The sequence below is a fragment of the Nostoc sp. DedQUE05 genome (genome assembly GCF_034530955.1).
Classification (GTDB): domain Bacteria; phylum Cyanobacteriota; class Cyanobacteriia; order Cyanobacteriales; family Nostocaceae; genus Nostoc.
In genome coordinates this window covers 83,037-103,457 of the sequence record NZ_JAVRCB010000003.1, presented here as the reverse complement: position 1 = coordinate 103,457, position 20,421 = coordinate 83,037, and the positions used below count along the sequence as shown (strand labels likewise).

Sequence of the window (20,421 nt, the reverse complement as noted above, 5' to 3'; positions counted from 1 at the left end):
CATGGGCGTCGGCAAAAGTCACAATCCTATTCTTACTTCAGAGATACGCATCTCAGTTATAGTTTTCATACCCTAAAGGGGTAATTTGGTTAAGACAATGGCAAAGTTTACTGTTGGCGACTATTTATTGCTTCGTCTGGAGCAAATTGGCATCAAGCATATCTTTGGGGTTGCTGGAGACTACAATATGGAATTTCTCGACTATATTGTTAACCACAATGGCATCGAGTTAATTTCTACTTGCAACGAACTTAACGCATCCTATGCTGCCGATGGTTATGGTCGGCTTAATGGTGTTGCGGCATTAGTAACTACGTTTGGTGTTGGTGAACTCAGTGCTATTAATGGTATCGCTGGCGCTTATGCTGAACACGTTCCGGTTGTAGCGATTACCGGTGCTCCTGCAACTAAAATTCAAGCTCTTGGTTCACTTGTCCATCATACGCTTGGTACTGGTGATTTTTCAATATTTGCCCGAATGTATCAACAGGTAACGGTGGCTCAAGCATATTTAACAAATGAAAATGCAACAACGGAAATTGACAGAGTTTTAGGTATCTGTTTGCTGAAGAAATTACCTGTTTATATTTCCATACCGATGGATGTTGCTCTAGCTGAGGTGTCTGCACCGTCTGATTTCTTTATACCCCCTGTATTTCAGAGCGATGGCGCTACAATAGCAGAAATAATTGATGTCTGTGTAAACATACTGGAAAAAGCTTCCCAACCTGTGATCCTTGCTGATATTGGTGTAGCTCGCTATCATTTGCATGAACAATTGCGAGAATTGCTAACAGCTACCGGATACCCTTATGCGACGATGAACATGGGAAAAGGATTGCTAGAAGAAACCCACCCCCAATTCATCGGCATATATAATGGTGCTGCCAGTGAGGAATCTGTTAGAAAACGTATTGAGCAGGCAGATTGTGTTTTAACTATCGGTGCTTTGATGACTGATTTCAACACAGGTAAGTTTTCTGCCAAACTCGATCCCAGCCAAACTATTGAAGTGCATGGGCAGTATGTAAAAGTTAAACATGCTTTATACAACAATGTCGCTATGGCAGATGTGCTTTCTGCTTTAAGCCAACGGTTGCAGTACCGCGACCGTCAAACGCTTTACTTCAAATCAGCAACAGAAAATTTAGATGCTGGTTTTATAGAGCCTATCGTTGGCGACTCTTCGGCACCGATTACGCAGCAGCATTTTTGGTATAGATTTGCTCATTTTCTCCAAGAAGATGACATTATCGTTGCTGAGACTGGAACTTGTTTGTTTGGCGCTTCTATCGTTCCTTTGCCAAAAGGAGCTACTTTTGTTGGGCAAGTACTTTGGGGATCGATTGGTTACTCTGTTGGTTCATTACTTGGTTGTGCCATCGCCGCACCACAACGTCGCTCTATCCTACTGGTTGGTGACGGGTCTTTCCAAATGACTGCACAAGAACTTTCAACCATCTTACGCTATAATCTAAAACCGATTATTTTGTTGATTAACAATGATGGATATACTATAGAGCGTGATATTCACGGTGAACGTATGCCATATAACGACATTCAACCTTGGAATTATCATCAGCTCCCTAAGGTTTTTGCTGGCAATGCCTGGGCAATTAAAGTTAGTACCGAATCGCAGTTAGACAAAGCATTAGAAACAGCTCAACAAAACCGTGACCAACTTGCTTTTATTGAGGTTGTAATGGATAAAATGGACAGCCCAGAGGTTCTGTTAAAGATGTTGCAGTAATAAAGCAACATACTGCCTCATCAATTACTCAGTACCTTAACGATCGATCGGCGCTGTGGCGTGATGTTGGAGTTTGAAGACGCTTGCCAAGACTTGTTTGCTCAACTGGTGACAGATGCGCCCCAGTGGACTGAATGGATGGCATGAAAAAGTTGGGTACAGAAAGCGATCGCTAAAAGGTCAGTTCCTCCCAAGCAAAAAGAGCTAACTCTTATCCAGCATCATGGGATTATTAACTATGGGGGCGGGGCTGTCTTTGAGCCTTACCAAAATTCTAGTCGCACACCAACGTCAGATAGCATATCGAGAACTCGTATTGGTACATTGTTTGAGTTAGTAAAAAATAGACTTCTTGACTTCTTGGCATTGTGGGGAAAAGTTTTTTCTTGTTCAACGAGAAAGCTTTGGTAAAGAGTTGGGTAATTCATGCTTCAGAATGCTGACTATTCTTGCTGCTTGTTTATCCCAACATAAGGATACCTCTAAACCCGCTTGTCAATAGCGTTTGAGATGCGCTTACCCTGCTATGTTAGTCTACTAAAAGTTGGCAAGCATTTGTTCGATTTCTGTATCCATTAACTCATTAACTTCAGCTAAAATTTGTTCTATAGCATCACTTTCTACTTGTTCAAGTTTGTGAGTCTGTACCAATTCGCTTATTTGAGCGATTGTCGAGCATTCAAATAAACTACGCAACGGTAACTCTATCAAGAAGGCTTCGTTGATCTGATTTACAAGTTGCATAGCTAAGAGCGAATTGCCTCCCAATTCAAAGAAATTATCGTGGATACCGACTTGTTTTAAGTTTAGAACTTCAGCCCAAATAGAAGCTAGTAACTCCTCGATAGGGTTGCGGGGTGAAACCATATTCACTTCAATATTGTTGATTAACACACCCAAGCGATTTAGAGTAAGACGATCGATTTTACCATTAGGGGTAAGCGGTATGGTTTCTATTTGGAAGAAAGTAGAGGGTAACATGTACTCAGGCAATTTTTGCTTGAGGAAGCGATGCAGTTCCCTACTATCTACATTTTGCTCTTGATGAAAAACAATATATGCTTGCAATCGCTGATTATTTAATTGATCGTCGCTGGCTATAACTACACACTCTCTGACTTGTGGATGTTGACTCAGCGCTGCTTCGATTTCTCCCAACTCAATACGGAAACCGCGAATCTTCAGTTGGTTATCAATTCGACCGATAAATTCAATAGTACCATCGCTTCTGTGGCGGGCTAAATCTCCTGTTTTGTACAAGCGGGCTGTCGGTTCATTACTAAAGGGGTTGAAAATAAACTTTTCGACTGTTAATTCTGGACGGTTAAGATAACCTCGTGCCAAACCATTACCACCAATATGCAATTCACCTACAACACCGATAGGCACTGGTTGCAAATGATGGTCGAGAATATAAATTTGAGTATTAGCTATGGGATGACCAATAAACAGTGAAGAAGCTGTTTGATGTTCTAAACTCACTTGGGAATCATAGACTGTAGCTGTAATTGTAGCTTCAGTAGGGCCGTAAGCGTTTCGCCAACTAACGTTGCTACCTACTTGCTGTTGCCAAGTAATAAACCGCTCTAATGGGACTCTTTCGCTACCAAGAACCAATAAACGTACATTCTCTGCCCAGCTGATATGGGGCATTTGGGAAACCCACTCTTGCCAGTATACTACTGGCAGGTTTAGGACAGTCAATTCTTGTTTTTTGACAAATTGCACAAAATCTGCAATCGCAAACATTTTCTTTGGTCGTAGTACCAAAGTTGCTCCACTCAACCAAGTAGGAAATATTTCCTCGGCAGCTACATCAAAGCTAAAGCTTGCAAATTGTAGGACGCGATCGCTCACTTTTAGCTCATAATTTTTAGCTATAGCGTAGTTATGGTTTACTAAGGCTTGGTGCGGAATTAGTACCCCTTTCGATTTGCCAGTAGAACCAGAAGTATAAATCACATAGGCTAAATTTGTCGGCTCAACAACACTAACAGGATTCGTGATTGATTGACGAGAAATCGCTTGCCAATCCGTATCCAATAGTACTAGTTTTGCAGAGTGTGGAGGCAGTTGACTCTCTAATTCAGCACTTGTCAGTAGCACTGAGGCTTGAGAATCACTTAGCATATGAGCCAAGCGTTCTTGAGGATAAGCCGGGTCTAGGGGTACGTAAGCACCACCAGCTTTGAGAACACCCAGCATCGCTACTAACATTTCTACAGAATGTTCAACGCAAATGCCTACAAGCACTTCTGGTTTTACACCTAAACTTTGTAGGAAATGCGCTAATTGGTTAGCACGCTGATTTAGCTCTCGGTAGGTCAGTTTTTCTTCAGCAAATTCTACTGCTACAGCATTCGGAGTCAATTGTGCTTGTTGTACAAATATTTGATGAATACATTTATCTTGAGGATAGTCGGTTTGAGTGTTATTCCACTCAACCAGTATTTGATGGCGTTCGGTTGCTGTTAATAAGGATAATTGCGAGAGCGATGTTTGGGAGCTGGCAATAATCGCCATCAATAACGTTTGGTAATGTCCAAGTATGCGGTCAATAGTGGCAGCATCAAACAAGTCTGCATTATAATCACATTCCAACAGTAACTCGTTTTCAATCTCAGTCACATTCAAGCCTAGATCGTAGTCAGCAAAACTTATAGATTGAGATAACAAGCTACTTGACAAATTATACATTTGGGGAATGTCTACGGGGCGCTCCAGGTTAAAGGTGGCGTTCACCAAAGGAGATATGCTGCTACTAGCCTTTACTCCCAGTTTGTCAATTAATTTAGCGAAAGGATAATCTTGATGCTCATAGGCATCCAACAACAAACTTTTGCAAGTTTTGAGATGTTCGACGAATGTCGCATCGCCGACAATTTGACCGCGTATCGGTAGCAGATGGCTGCAATAACCAACTAGTCGCTCACTACCTTCAAGAGAGCGTCCAGCAGCAGCAATACCAATGGTAATGTCGTCTTGGTTGGTTAAGCGATAGAGTAAGACAGTATATGCAGACAGCAGCATCATAAATAGGGTACAACCGTTTTGCTTGCTGAATTGTTTGATGGCACCACTTAAGCTACTGTCAAGCTGTAACTGTTGTCTGCCACCTTGATAAGTTTTGATTAGTGGGCGAGGACGGTCAGTGGGCAGGTCTAAAACTGGAACTGGGCTAGCAAACTTCTGTAACCAATAAGATTCATGAGCTTTCATCTCGTCTGTTTCACAGTATTGACGATGCCAGTCGAGATATGAACTATATTGCATTGGTGGTTCTAGCCGGCAAACATCACCCTGACAAGTTGCTGAATACAATGCAATCATTTCTTGCAAGATAACGCTGATTGACCAGCCATCAGTAATAATGTGATGGGCGCTAACAACTAATATATGCAATTGGTCTTTTAATTTCAAAATCCGAACGCGGAATAAAGGCCCGTTGGTGAGGTCAAAAGATTCGCGGTTTTCATTTTGCAACCACTGGGCTAGTTGAAAGTTGCCATCTTCTACATTTGAAAAGTCAATTACAGGAACGTCTATTTGCAGTGATGGTAATATTTCTTGAAAATCGCCTTGACTGCTGATAGTTGTACGTAGAGCCTCATTACGTTGTATCACTTGCTGCACTGCTTGACGCATGGCTGCTAGATGAAGTGTACCCCGTAATTGAATATTGAGGGAAATGTTGTAAGCTAAAGACCCATTGTCACCAATTTGAGCTAAAAACCAAAGCTGCTTTTGGGCATCACTCAGAGGAATTTTGAATGCTGGTTTTAGTTCTAATTCACTTTTAATTTGGGTTTCCAAAGCTACAGAATTTCTCAATTTGTCTGATGTGTTATGTGTCTGCTTTTGGACTATCGATAATTTTAGCTTTTTGGGAAAAAAACCTGCTGTGCGTAATTCTTGTACACTATCTTGGACTGATTGAATTACATAATTTATATCTTCATCTGTGTGTGCAGTAGATAGAAAACAGGTGCGTCCTTCCCAAATATAAACGCCTTTTGCAATTAAAGAGTAATACAGCAAATCCATTTCTAAAGGCTGATATAGATAGCTAGAATTGCCCGATAAAGTAAAGCGAAAAAGCGAGCTAAAATGCACTATCTGGACAGGGATATTTTCTTGTTCAAAGTAAGTATTGAGTGTTGCGGCTAACTGTGATGTACGTTGATTCAATCGCTCTTGGAGGGTAGCTCCTTCAGCTTTGAGGTGTAGGAGTGTGGCTCGTGTTGCTGCCATCGTCAAAGGATGTTTGGAGAAAGTACCAGCAAAAAATGTCGTTTCCACTTCTGGATAAGATTCATCTCCATAGTTCCACATACCACCATCAATTTTGTCCATATAAGCTGCTTTTCCAGCTATCACCCCGATTGGCATTCCCCCACCAATTAACTTGCCATAAATGACAATATCTGCATCAACACCAGACCATGCTTGCGCTCCACGCGGATGAACGCGGAAACCTGTGATTACTTCATCGAAAATCAAGGTGATATCTAGTTGTTGTGTTACCTCTCGCAACTGTTGCAGAAATTCTTTAGGTTGTAAATCGGGTTTGCGGCTTTGTACAGGCTCAACTAAAACTGCTGCTAATTCATGAGCATTGGCTTTGATAATATCAAGCGATTCAGAAGCCCCATAAGTCAGAAGCAAAACATCATCAACCATATTTTGCAGCACCCCTGGAACCATTGGGTGTGCTGGTAATTTTCCATCCTCAGATGTTTGTGGTATGGCTAAGGTGCCATCAAAATGACCGTGATAAGCGCCTTTAAAAATAGCAATTTTGGCACGACCTGTAGCTGCACGGGCTATACGCATTGCTGTCATCGCCGCTTCTGTACCTGAATTACAGAAAGTGACTCGTTCCATTCCTGTCATTTCACAGATTAAAGTTGCTACCTCACCAGCAAGTTGAGATTGGGGGCCGATTTGCGTCCCTTGCTTGAGTTGATTTTCTAGAGCTTTTGTAATAAAGGGAACATCATGACCAAAAAGATGTACGCCAAAACCCATAGAAATATCTATATACTCATTGCCATCAATATCCCAAATTTTTGAACCTTGAGAACGATCGCCAACAATAGGATAGAGGATTTCTTTAGTTTCGGGACGAAATCCGACAGAAGCCCTTCTGTCGGCGAGGACAGGGCGATAGGTTTGCGATCGCTGTTTGGATTTTGCTGTACGTTTGGTATAACGGGCGATCAGAGAATCTAAATATTGTTGTTGTTGTGGGGTGAGGATTTTGGCTGACGATTGTTCAACTCGCCAGAAAGAAGAGGGAAAATCTTTTTTTGCGGTTGAGTTGTGTAATTCTACTGGGTTATGGGCAAATTTCGTTTCTTTATGTGGGCTAGGGGAAGAATTTAAATTTGTTGATAAGCTTGAATTACGCAAGATTTCCAACTGTTGGGACATCAATTCAAACTGCTGCCGAAGAACGATTTCTACTAATGTTTCAGATGTCGTTTCTGAGGCTTGAGAGGGTGATATTTCGGGTTGTTCTTGAATTTGAGATTTGATAGGTTCTTGTTGTATACTCTCATCAATATAATTTGCTAACGCATTCAGGTTTGTTAGTTCTTCAAATAACTGACGAATCGTAATTTTAATTCCAAAAGTATTTTCAATTTGACGAATGGCATCAATTAGCACTATTGAATCAGCACCCATGTCTAAAAAATGAGCATGAACATCAATATCTTCTGGATCGGATTTGAGTAAATTTGCAATAATTGTACGTAGTTCTGTTAATAATTTTTGGCATTTATAGGGTTGACTGGGAACTTGAAAATAAGAATTATCAGTGTTAAGAGTATATGTGTTCATGAGTTTTTATCAATTGCTTGGTTGGAATTTAATCTGATTAGTTTTTTCAGGGGCTATATATAAAAGGAAGAAGAGAAGAAATAAATGTGTACTGAGCTTCGCAAAAATAAAATGAGTCCTATATATCGCCTATGTTTTCATAGGGGTAAGTCAATTAATTTATGCAATCACTGACTTACCGTTCTATTTTTCGCTAAATTTGGGCTTATCTTGACCGTATTCCATTCTGGAATGGCAAGAATTTGTCTGTAGACAAATTATGACTACGCAAAACTTCTAATTGCTCAGACATAATCTGTAGTTGTTGTTTGAGCATTTTTTCTACCAATGCTTGAGATGGTATTCTTCTAGCATCACCATTAAAAGCAACAGGTTTAGAACCATTGCTATTGAGATTTACTTGTGTACTGTCAACCGAATTTTGCGATTGAACCCAGTAACGTTTTCTTTGAAACGCATAAGTAGGAACTGGAAGTACCTGATGCGAATAATCCCTTTCAAATCCCGTCCAGTCAATATCTACTCCTCGCAGATACAATACTGATACACTTTCCAATAATGTTTGCCAATTATCTCGCTTTGCAGTCAAAGAAGGCAACCAAACCGAATCTTCGCTTTGCTGACAACGTTTACCCAGACTAGAAAGAACTGGTTTAGCACCAATTTCTATGAATAATTCGTAACCTTCTGCCAATAAAGTATTCAACCCTGCCATAAATCTTACAGCTTGGCGCGTATGGCATCGCCAGTATTTGGCATCAGGTACTTGTCCTGCTGGTAGAAAATTCCCGGTGACATTGGAAACTAAAGGAATCAGTGGTGCTTGAAATTTGACTTGGCTTGTTACTTGTTCAAAAGCATCAAGCATTTCATCCATTAAAGGAGAATGGAAAGCATGAGATACATTCAAGCGTCGAGTCTCAATTCCTTGGGCTGTGAATTGGGCGATCGCTGCCTCAACTTTGGCGATCGCACCAGAGATGGTGATATTATTAGGAGCATTAACCGCAGATATGGTAAGTTCTGTGTAAGATTCAATCACAGCTTGCACTTGCGCTTCATTGGCAAACACCGCAGCCATCGCACCGATTGACTTGATTTCTTCCATCAAGCGCGATCGTTCGGTAACTAGCTTCAGTCCTGCTTCCAAACTAAATACTCCAGCAATGCAAGCAGCCACATATTCACCGAAACTGTGACCAATTACTGCTGTTGGTTCCACACCCCAAGACTTCCATAATTGCGCCAAAGCGTACTCTACAGCAAATATAGCTGGTTGGGTATAGGCAGTTTCATCGATGCAGCTACTTTCAGTTTTAGGATATAAAACCGACAGCAGAGGTTTATCTAAATGTGACCGCAAAATTTCATCGCATTGGTCGATACAAGCGCGGAAGGTCGGTTGAGTTTCGTAAAGTTGGCGACCCATATTTAGATATTGGGAACCCTGACCTGTGAATAAAAAAGCGATTTTGGGATGCTTTTTGCCGCTAATTTTACCGCTTTCTAACTGAGATGTTTTTTTACCAGCCGTGTAAGCACCAAGTCCCGTTTGTAATTGGATGTTAGATTGAGCGATCGCAACTAGGCGATGCTCGAAATGAGAACGTCCGGTATTAGCCGTAAAACAAATATCTGCTAATGACGCATCAGGGTTATTACTAAGATAATTTTCATAATCTCGTGCTAAATCGCGCAAAGCATTTTCACTTTTAGCAGAGAGTGTGAAAAGATGCATCTGCCGTTCATCGCCGCCTGTTTGTTTTTGAAGAGGTGCTTCTTCTAAAATTACATGGGCATTAGTACCACCAAAACCAAAAGAAGATACACCAGCCAAGCGCCGTTTATCGTCTCGATGCCAAGGTACACATGCAGTGGGGATGGATAACGTTCCAGCCAAAGAAATGTGGGGGTTAACTTGTTTGAGGTGCAGATGGGGTGGAATTTCCTCGCGATCTAGCGATAGTACAGTTTTAATTAAACCAGCGATTCCCGCTGCTGCTTCTAAATGTCCAATGTTGGTTTTGACCGAACCAATCACACAGGGATTTTCCGGCGATCGCCCTGGCGTCAGTACAGCTTTTAGGGAATTGATTTCGATAGGATCGCCTAAAAAGGTTCCAGTACCGTGGGCTTCAATGTAACTGATTTCATCAGGTGACACACCTGCATTTTGCATCGCTTGCCGAATCACTGCTTGTTGGGCTGGGCCGTTGGGTGCTGTCAGTCCGTTGCTGCGTCCGTCTTGATTAATTGCCGAACCTTTAATCACTGCCAGGATATTATCACCATCCCGGCGCGCATCGCTAAGACGCTTGAGAACTACTACACCACAACCTTCTCCCCGGACATAACCATCAGCATCGGCATCAAAAGTTTTACAACGACCATCACTAGCCATCATCCCGGCTTGGGAAAATGTAATCGTCAATTGTGGGGTGAGAATTAAGTTTACACCAGCAGCTAAGGCCAGTTCGCATTCTCCCTGACGCAGACTTTGACAAGCTTGGTGAACTGCAACTAAAGATGAAGAACAAGCTGTATCTACTGCCAAACTCGGCCCGCGCAAATCTAACAAATAGGAAATACGGTTAGCGGCGATGCTAAAAGCGTTACCTGTACCCGTGTAAGCATCTAATCCAGTAATTTGTTTGGATTGCAACTGAGAGTAATCAAAATTACTAATCCCGACAAAGACACCTGTATTGGTTCCTGCTAATTTATCTGGTGGATAAGCTGCATTTTCTAGCGCTTCCCAGCTAACTTCTAGTAATAATCTCTGTTGCGGGTCGAGAGATTCTGCTTCGCGTGGGGAAATGCCAAAAAATTGCGCGTCAAATTGGTCTACTTGCTCTAAAAAGCCACCCCAACGAGTATTCATTTTGCCTGGTGTTGCACGGTTTGGATCGTAGAAAGTATCGATATTCCATCGCTGTTTAGGTACTTCACTAATAGCATCAACACCATTACGGAGTAATTGCCAAAAGGCTTCTGGGTTATTAGCACCAGGGTAACGGCAACCAATACCAACGATCGCGATCGCATTATTTTCTGTTTGCGGCTGCGCTATTATCTTCGGTTGTGACACTCCATCACCTAAATATTGTGCCAAAACAGCGATAGAAGGGTAATCATATAACAGCGTCGGTGAAAGTTCCCGTCCTAACCATTCTTGTAATTCTCCAGAAATTCTCACGGCTGCCAACGAACCCAGCCCGTATTGTGCCAGCGGTTCGTCAATATTAATTTCCTGGGGAGATTGCAATTGTTCAGTAACTTTTGCAACTAACCAAGCTGCGATCGCTTCGGTGTTGACTGTTTGTTCTACTTGTAGTGCAATTGATTCTTGCGTTTTGTTGGGAGCATCAGCACTCCACTGGGCAACTACATCAAGAGTACCACCTTCCAACTCAGCCCGGCAGGTACTGCGTCGCACTTTGCCGGAAGAAGTTTTCGGCAAACTGTTTGTTTTAATTAAGACAATGGCATGAATTGGCAAGTCATGGTGTTCGGCTACAGCTTTACGAATTGCTGCTATGACTTCATCAGCGTTGAGTTTGCGGAGATGAGAGCGTTCGACTTCTTGGACTATGACCAACCTTTCTGAGTTATTGATTTCGACTGCAAAGGCTGCACCACTAGCAGGACGTAGTGCCGGATGACAATTTTCCACGGTGAATTCAATATCTTGCGGATAATGGTTGCGACCCATAATAATAATTAAATCTTTGAGACGGCCAGTGATAAACAACTCACCATCCTGTAAACAGCCTAAATCTCCAGTCCGCAAAAAAGGGCCAGTTGTATTGTCTGCAAGATACGCATGAAAAGTATTTTTTGTTTGTTCGGGATTATTCCAGTAACCTTGAGCAACGCTAGGCCCTGATACCCAAACTTCTCCCACTTGTCCATCTGCACAAGGCATAAATGATTCGGGATTTACAACCAATACTTTTTGGTCTGGGCTACTTTTACCGCAACCAACAATCGCTTTGCCGCCAGCTTCAGCAGTAGTATCTATGACTTGGTTTTGTGACAAAGCTGTGGTTTGAATATGACGAACAATTGGAACTTCAGATGTTAAACCGCCAGATACAATTAAAGTCGTTTCCGCCATCCCATAACAAGGATAGAAAGCTTCTTGACGGAAACCGCAAGGAGCAAAAGTTTCGGCAAAACGTTCCAGTGTTTCGGCCCGTATCGGTTCAGCACCTGTAAACGCAACTTTCCAACTACTCAAATCAAGACTTGCTAGTTGTTCGGGGGTAATTTGGCGACAGGCGAGGTCATAAGCAAAATCTGGGCCGCCACTGGTAGTTGCTTTGTAATTAGAAATCGCCTGCAACCAACGGAAAGGCTTTTGCAGAAAAGCAACCGGTGCCATCAGCGTTACTGGAAAACCACCATATATCGGTTGCAAAACCCCGCCAATTAATCCCATATCGTGATATGGTGGCAGCCAAATTACACCTTGGCTTTGGGGTGTGTGTTGATAAAAGTTATAGATTAATTGGGAATTATGCAATAAATTACCGTGGGTAATCATTACTCCTTTCGGTGTGCCAGTAGAACCCGAAGTGTATTGCAGAAAAGCCAAAGTATCACTATTGACATTTGGATGCTGCCAATTTTCAACTATACCGATGTTAATACTATCAGTTGCGATCCAGGGTATCACCGCCAATGTAATATTTTCAGCTAATTGAGGCGAGATGGTTGTCAATATAGATTCTGTAGTCAATGCTACTACCGCTTCAGCATCAGCTACGATCGCCTGTAGCCTAGACATTTTTTGATTGCGTCGGGGTGGATAAGCTGGAACTGCGACAAAACCAGCATATAAACAACCAAAAAAGGCGGCGATAAATTCTAGTCCAGGTGGATACAGTAACAAAGCCCGCGAACCTGGTACTCCCTGTTGCAGAAGTTGAGTAGCGATCGCGCGTGCTTTTCGATCTAATTCTTGATAAGTTAAGTTAACGCTTTCTGTTTCTCCATCAACAAGAAAAGTATAAGCTGTTTGCTCAGGTTGATTGTGCGCTCTATAAGTTAAAAGGCCTATTAAAGTAGAAAAGTTAACATTATTTTTATTGGCAAAATTGTTGAGGCTAGTAATCATTTGCTTTTTCCTTATAAGAAATCTAGTAATGGACGGAGTTTGTAATTAATAGTGAAGTTAAGAGACTTTGAACTGTGCCTGTTGAGACATTTGTATGTTTTCTAACAAAGCATCTACATCTGCCTGTAGTTGCTGCAAATCTTGTTGAGGGTTTACTGTCCAAGTATGGATTGCATCCAAAGTTGCATTCAGAAAAATTTTCTGACAAGTTTGACGGTCAATCTTTCCATCAGAGTCTTTTGGGAGACTAGTTGCCTTTAGAAGTACTACAGCATATATTTGCAATCCATGTTCTTCCAACACAGCAAAACGGATAGCTTGAATTACTTCATCCACGTTCAGAATACGTGAATAGGTTCTCTTTACTTCCTGAATAACTACTAGTCGTTCTAGATAATTAACTTCGACGGTAAATGCCACTCCTGCATTTTGTCTTAAGGAAGGATGGCTTTGATTTACGGCTTTTTCAATAGTTTGAGTGGAATAATTAGCACCTCGAATACTAATTATGTTCCTGACAGAATGTTTATTTAGGTTGAGGTTACTTTCATCAAGAATTTGTCTTTCTTCTTGCTGCTGATTAACCAATACTAAAAAGTTCATTTTTCTACTCTAATATATAACTAAGATGAGTAAATTCATTCAAAAGATTAGGAAAGTTGCTTACAATGTATATTACCGATCTAATCTACAAAATTATGCAAGTAAAAAGCAGTTTTTAGAAAAGATAACCGTAAATAGCAAATATTAATAAATATATAAAACCCTAAATAATTTGTCGAACGCCTCCGCCATCGCTTTTCATATAGCGTCTTTGAAGGAAAAGAGTAAAAAATAAAATATTAAGTAATTTATAAAGGATTTATAAGCGATATAGTTAACTTATAAATATTGATGTGGCGAAAAACCCTAGATTTAAAGCGCTTTGGGAGCTGCGATCGCCTACAAAAGTTATTCTGACATACAGTTGATTACAGCTACTTATTCAGTAGTTTGTAAAATATACAATTTTGATTCAATTATCTTATACATGTGCTTTTGAAACTGTTCTGCCATTAATTTTTCAGGAATTTCTGCTGTTAATATTTCAATAATTTGTTTAATAGAACAATCTGGAAAACTTACTAGTACTTGATTAATAATTAGCTGTGCAATTGGCCCAACAAAGTTAGTATATTCTTTCTTGAGAAGTTCAAAAAGCTGTAAATTACTAGTTACCGAACAATTATCCAGAAAATTATGTATGTTAAGTTGAATATAAATTTTGTTATTACACTCATTATTTTCTGCTACTTCCTTAGTAGTTATTTTCGTTAAAAAATTATTAATTTTTGTGAGTATTGTCGAGTTTTTAATCAAGGCATGAGTAGAAGACTCAGAATTAACACTCGATTTTTGCTTTATATACTCTGATAAATTTAAGTTGAGATAAATAGGTTTTTGCAGACTAATATTTTCATTTATATTATTAGATTGTCTCAGATTACGTTCTAAATTTTGTAAAATTAATAGTTCTTCTAATGCCTTATTAGTTTCTTTTTTTTGTCTACGAATCTTAATAGCCTTTATCGGAGATGTGATTTTGAAGTCAAAACGAGGTAAAACAGATGAACTACTGTCTAGATTATTCAAGACAAGGAGAATTTCTTTAGCTGACTGAAAGCGGGCATTTGGTTCTTCTACTAACATTTTTTCGATAATTTTGGCAAAATCATCGCTTATATTGACTTGAGAACGCCATTGCCAATTTAGTGATTCATCTAAGAGAGCATGTGGCATTTTTCCAGTTAAAAGAATCACTGTACAAACACCAAGTGCATAGATATCACTAGAAGGATAGGAATATCCTAAACGTAACTGCTCAGGTGGAGAATAACCAAACTTTCCAACTACTGAAATACGAATTGAGTTATAAAAGTTTAGAGAATCAGCAGACATAATCTGCGTGTAATTTTCTTTAACTGTGCCAAAATCAATCAACACAGGTTTAGATTGATTATGAGGTAGCATGATATTCTCTAGTGAAATATCTCTGTGAATTATTTTACGTTCGTGGAGATAGTCTAAAACTGGCAATACATCTGTCAGCCATGTTCTCACTTCTATTTCAGAAAAAGGCTGACCTGTCTGCACCAAGCGTTCTGAGAAAATTTCAGAATAAGTTTTGCCGTTAATATATTCCTGAACAATAAAGATTCGTTGGTTATCTATAAACCAAGCTAAAAATTTGGGGACTTGAGGATGCTGAATCTGGTATAAAACTTTTGCTTCACGCTCGAATAAATCCTGGGATTTCCGTAGATTTTCTGCTTTTGACGCTGTTGGTACAAACTCTTTCAAAACACAAGGTTCATCAAATCGCTGATTGTCTAATGCTAGGTAAGTTCGTCCAAATCCTCCCTTACCAAGAAATTTCTGAATCTGATAACGGTTATTTATTAAAGTTCCTGACTCAATTTTTGTAATCATTTCTAATACCCGATTAATTTGGAGCAAACATTATTTTTTTCTTTAATAGTGTTGCATCCTCAAGAATTATGCAGAAAACAGACATTTAGCGAATAAATAAAACTTTCCTCCTTCATGGGAAAACAAACGCTAAAGAACATATGTATCAAAAATATACTGCTAGTATGGCCTTGCCAAGCAGTTAAATTGTCATAGATAATTTAGCTTTACTTTAGTTAGATGTAAATAGAAACCTTACAGTTAAGGTCTCTAGAAATCAAGTTTTATTTGACCTTATGAATTTTTGTCTACTACTTATTAGGCAGCGCGTACATCATTTTTTAACTGACCATCTTCCATGTGAATGATGCGGTCAGCCATATCAAGGATGCGATTATCATGAGTAATTAAAAGAATGGAACAACCTTGATATCTGGCGCATTCTTTTAAAATTTCAACGACTGTATGAGTACTGTTTTTATCTAGCGATGCTGTTGGTTCGTCAGCAAGAATTAATTTAGGTTGAGTAACTAGCGCTCGTGCAAACGCCACACGTTGTTTTTGTCCTTCTGAAAGTTGCTCAGGATAATAATGAATGCGGTGATTCAAACCTACTATTTCCAACATTGCTTCTGCTCGGTTACACATTTCTTTACGAGACATATTTCGAGCCAATTCCATAGTCATTTGTACATTTTGACTAGCAGTTAGAAAAGGTACTAAATTATGTTTTTGGAAAATATATCCAGTTTGACGGCGTAGTTGTAATAGCTTCTGATTGCTAGCTCGATATATTTCCCTTTCCAAAACTTTCACGCTACCTTCTTGCACACTCCGTAAACCAGCCATTAGACTTAATAAAGTTGTTTTACCTGAGCCAGAAGGGCCAGTCAAAATTACAATTTCACCAGATTGAATTGACAAGCTAACATCAAATAAAACCTGTTTTCGTAATGAGCCTTTACCAAAGTAGTGGTTGAGATGCTGAACAGATATGATAGAACCTTGTGACATAGTGATTACCTCAAAATTAGAGGATAGATAAATTTGTGGTGTAAATATTCCGAAAAGGCTAAGGTTATTAATGATGGTATGACTTTAGCCAAAAAGTTCGGCAGGGTCAGCAGAACGAAGTTTATTCATCGCTAACATTCCTGCAAGAGAACACATAACAATTGTGAGCAACATAACTGTTACACCCCTAGTAATAGTCATAATCATTGGTAAACGGGTAGCCTCTTGAACAAAGTTATAAAGATACATGCAAACAGCAAATCCAGGGATATATCCAATCAAGGACATTAAAATTGCTTGTTGTAAAACCACCTTTACCAAGTAAGAATTTGCGTATCCAATAGCTTTAAATGTTGCATAAATAAATAAGCTATCAGAAATTTGTGTGTATAGAATTTGATAAACAATAATGCCACCAAATACACAGCCAATCACAGTACCCATATTAAAAATAAATCCTATAGGTGTAGATTGTGCTAAAACGTCTTTCTCTAGTTTGATATAATTTTCTAGAGTCATTAATTTCACGTCTTGAGGTAAGTCTTTTGAGATTTTTTTGATTATACTTTCAGGGTCAACACCAGGTTTAACCTGAATGACTCCCATCTGAACTTTTTCTAATGGGTGGTTTAAAATCTCAGAGTAGTTTAAATCACTGGTGATGATTACACCATCAGCTGTCATCACCCCACCTCCTAGAGAAAATAATCCTTTCACTTTTATTTGGCGATTAGATACTTCTGTTATTACTTCTCCATGCTTTTCTAATTCTGCAACGATTGGGCCAAATTCAGGTCGAGAAAGTCTATCAAATAGTATAGTGTTAGCAGCTTTTATCAGTTCTTTCTGTTGATTTACTTCTGGCAAATTAAAAACAGGTTGATCGGGTGTAAAACCAGCAATAGCGATTGGTCTATTGACAAAAGTTTCAGGATTTTTGAAATTTGTAACGGAAAAATAGAAAGGATTAACTGATGCGATGCCATCAACTGCTGAGATGTTATACAAATAGCGTCGTGGAAAGACTTTCATATCAAAAAAGCGCTCGGTATCGCGATGTAACAGTACTAAATCTGCTTGTATTTTTTTATGGAATACAACAGCATCTTCAAAAAGACCGTCTCGAAAACCCAATTGAATAAACATCAACATCACAGCAAAAGTAACGCCAGTAATTGTTACTACTAGTCGGGATTTGCGATGAATTAATTGTAACCAAGCAACTGGTGTTGTAGCGCTCATATTTTAGTATTTATCTATTAATTTAACTTAACTATTGATATCAGTTTCTAATTTGACATTGACTTGCAGATTAATAAACTTAGCGGCTTCGTCAGTATCATTGGGATTTAAGCGAACTTTTACTTCTGCAATTCTTGAATCTATATTGATGGCTGGGTCATTGTTGACAACATTTCTCTTACCTATTTGGACACCTATTGTTTCAACAGTTCCAGAAAATTTTCTAGGTAATGCAATACTCGATATCAAAGCTTTTTGACCTACTTTAATTTTGTTAATGTCAGTCTCGTAAATTTCTGCAACTACATACATAGTTTGAGTTTGAGCTAGATCGACTATTCCCTTTTCACTAATAGTTTCTCCCGGAAAAGTATTAACTTTTAAAATTTTTCCACCCATTGGGGTTTTCACGTAAGCTAAATCTAAGTTAGCTTTGGCTTCCAGAACAGCTGCTTTTGCTTTTTCCAACTCGCTTTGAGCAACCTGCACATCTACAGGACGAACTTCTTTTAACTCTTCCAAGCTAGCTTTAGCTTGTCTAATCTGATTGGGAAACGACGATAAAGTTTGGTTGAGAGAACTTTTACCTTCTTTGAATTGTGCTTGCAAAGTTTCTACTGCTAAAACTTTAGTATCTTTAGTGACCGCAGATATAGCTCCTTGGTCGTATAAAGATTGAAAGCGTGCATATTCCGTCTGGGCATTTCTCAACTGCGCTTGCAATCCAGCAATCTTAGCTTTTTGAATGTTAATATCTCCTTGAAACTGCGCTTCTAAATCTGCAATGCGTGCTTGTTGAGCGGCAATTTCTCCTTGTTTTGTAGTCCCCGCTTTAGCTTGCATCAGTTGCGCTTGAGCAACTCGAACACCTATTTGTGCTTTATTTAGGCTTGTTTGCAGTTGACTGACGTTATCAAGAACAGCAATTAATTGTCCGCGACGAACATTATCGCCTTCTTTTACCACAACCCGATCTAACCTAGCAGTTTGCAAAGCTGATGGACCAGATAAGTTAATGATTTTATCCTTTGTTTGGATACGTCCCAAAGCTGCAACTGTTGGATTTACAGGTTGTTGAACTGGAACTACTGGGGCAATATTACTCTGCTTCGTAGATTGCAAATTAAAATTTGAGCTAGTGGAAAAAATATAGGTTGGTACACCAACAGCCGCTAGTCCTACAGGAACTATTAAAGCTAGCCTCCACTTTTTAGATTTTGTATCAAAGTTTATTGGTTTGCGAAAAATGTCCATTGGAGGTCAACCTCATTTAATATTCGTGCAATTTTAGATGTTGAGATTTGTAATTCGTAAATATTCTTCAATTCCGAATCATCTCGCTCTGTATCTTGATAGGGGGTAAGCCAATTCTTTTATGCATTTGCTTGGGAACTGATAAATCAAAAAATATCCCAAATTGTCTTGTGGTATGGCTTTCCCCACCCAATATGGTTCAGTTAATAAAGTTAAGCTGGGGGAGCAAGAGTGTTAAGTGCTAAGTATAGATGGCATTATTTCGTTGAGCATAAACCCCTCGTATTTCTCATCTGGAGGGGATTTTATGACTTAAGGAAGTACAATTAAGTAGGTGGACATAATTAAATGTAAAACGTCAACCTGTGAAACCCTGTCAGTAATTGGGTTTTACCTTCTGCCCTCTGCCTCCTGCCTCCTGCCTTCTACTTAGCAACTTGGGTTAATAGCATCGGGCACAATCTTTTCTACCAGTCTCAACGATTTATACTGATAAGCAATAATTGTTACCAATACAGTTAGTATTCCCATGACAATAAACATCAAACCAATACCACGTCCTTGACCGACACCAATAATTTTTCCTATACTTCCTGCTAAAAGTCCGTTCGGAGTCATTAATGGCTCAAAGATTTTATCTGCCATTGGCCCTGCAACTGTGTAAGCAAAAGGCTGTGACGCGTTAGCGATCGCTCCGATTGTTGCAAAAACTCGACCTTGGAGACTGGAGGGTACTTTCTTTTGGAAAATAACTTGGGCTGAACTGTTAATAATTGGTAGACCAAAGAAAAATAGAAAAGCTATCAGTGCTAAGACTAAAACAGATTGATAAAATCCTGCACAGGTAATGCAGATTCCACCTAGCAGCATAAAAGTAAATATACTGAGAATTAAATGCTGCGGCGATTTGACTGTACTGATGAGAACGCTACTGACCAGCATTCCCACACCACCAGCGGTCATAATTGTACCTAAGTCTGTAGCTGAAGCAAAAGACAAGACTAGAGGTGTAATTAGCATCTGCACAATGCCGACAAGAAAATTGTTAACGGCAAAGAAAAGTAGCAGTGCAAACAGTCCTCTTCTTTTCACTAAATATACCAAGCCGTAGGATGCTTCCTTAAACCAAAGAGTTTTTTCGGCGCGATGTCTATCAATGTACTGTTTGGGAAACGGAACTAGTAACAGAGTACTCAGAGCAAAAACAAAGGTGGCAAAATCAATGAAGATAATGCCATCAATTTCGAGAAACAGCAGCAGTACACCTCCTAGCATTGGTGCAACCAACCGACCAGCTGCTTCCCCGATTTGCAGCATACCGTTGGCGCGTGCCAGTTTTTGTGGCGGGACAAGGAGAGTGGTAGCAGCTGTATAAGCTGGCCATTGAAAGGCACTAAAGCAGGAACTAATGGCAGCGCCTACGTATATGTGCCAAATGGCTAAATCATCTGTCGCTAACAAAATCGCAATTACCCCCGTAGAAATACCTGCTCCTAAGTCACTAAATACCATCATCCAACGGCGGGGAAATTGGTCTACCAGCGTACCTGCTACAGGGGAAATCAGAATCATGGGCAAGCTAGTAAATAGTGAAATGAGGGCGAACTGTGTTACCGAACCAGTTCGCTGGTATACCCATACACCCAAGGCAAAGTTAGTTAACTGAGAGCCGATGAGGGAAATCATCTGTCCAAACCAGATGAGGGTAAAAATTTGCATTCCTGTATTTTTTGGATGTTGGCTCATTTCA

At 39.8% G+C, this 20,421-nt stretch carries 9 protein-coding genes; 1 reads left to right on the top strand and 8 read right to left on the bottom strand.

Annotation, left to right across the window (positions count from 1 at the left end):
- Positions 1-97: 97 nt before the first annotated feature.
- The gene (locus RMZ42_RS03460) at positions 98-1,750 is read left to right on the top strand and encodes an alpha-keto acid decarboxylase family protein (RefSeq protein WP_322670091.1); all 1,653 of its coding nucleotides are present in this window, start codon (positions 98-100) and stop codon (positions 1,748-1,750) included.
- Between the two features lie 537 nt (positions 1,751-2,287).
- On the opposite strand, the gene RMZ42_RS03455 is transcribed toward RMZ42_RS03460, so the two are convergent.
- The 8 genes from RMZ42_RS03455 to RMZ42_RS03420 form a co-directional block, all read right to left on the bottom strand.
- Positions 2,288-7,594, bottom strand: coding sequence for a non-ribosomal peptide synthetase (locus RMZ42_RS03455; RefSeq protein WP_322670090.1), 5,307 nt, complete (start codon positions 7,592-7,594; stop codon positions 2,288-2,290).
- A gap of 205 nt (positions 7,595-7,799) precedes the next feature.
- Positions 7,800-12,713: a polyketide synthase gene (locus tag RMZ42_RS03450; RefSeq protein ID WP_322670089.1), complete on the bottom strand. Its 4,914-nt coding sequence runs from the start codon at positions 12,711-12,713 to the stop codon at positions 7,800-7,802.
- Between the two features lie 57 nt (positions 12,714-12,770).
- Entirely contained in the window at positions 12,771-13,316 is a 546-nt protein-coding gene (locus RMZ42_RS03445) for a hypothetical protein (protein WP_322670088.1), read from the bottom strand.
- A 378-nt stretch (positions 13,317-13,694) separates the two neighbouring features.
- On the bottom strand, positions 13,695-15,182 hold the full coding sequence (locus RMZ42_RS03440; RefSeq protein WP_322670087.1) for a serine/threonine-protein kinase: 1,488 nt from the start codon (positions 15,180-15,182) through the stop codon (positions 13,695-13,697).
- A gap of 297 nt (positions 15,183-15,479) precedes the next feature.
- Entirely contained in the window at positions 15,480-16,175 is a 696-nt protein-coding gene (locus RMZ42_RS03435) for a DevA family ABC transporter ATP-binding protein (protein ID WP_322670086.1), read from the bottom strand.
- Positions 16,176-16,259: 84 nt separating this feature from the next.
- Complete coding sequence (gene devC / locus RMZ42_RS03430) at positions 16,260-17,417, bottom strand: ABC transporter permease DevC (protein WP_322670085.1); 1,158 nt, start codon at positions 17,415-17,417, stop codon at positions 16,260-16,262.
- Between the two features lie 27 nt (positions 17,418-17,444).
- Entirely contained in the window at positions 17,445-18,671 is a 1,227-nt protein-coding gene (locus RMZ42_RS03425; protein WP_322670084.1) for an ABC exporter membrane fusion protein, read from the bottom strand.
- A gap of 429 nt (positions 18,672-19,100) precedes the next feature.
- Positions 19,101-20,417: an MFS transporter gene (locus RMZ42_RS03420; protein ID WP_322670083.1), complete on the bottom strand. Its 1,317-nt coding sequence runs from the start codon at positions 20,415-20,417 to the stop codon at positions 19,101-19,103.
- Positions 20,418-20,421 lie beyond the last annotated feature (4 nt).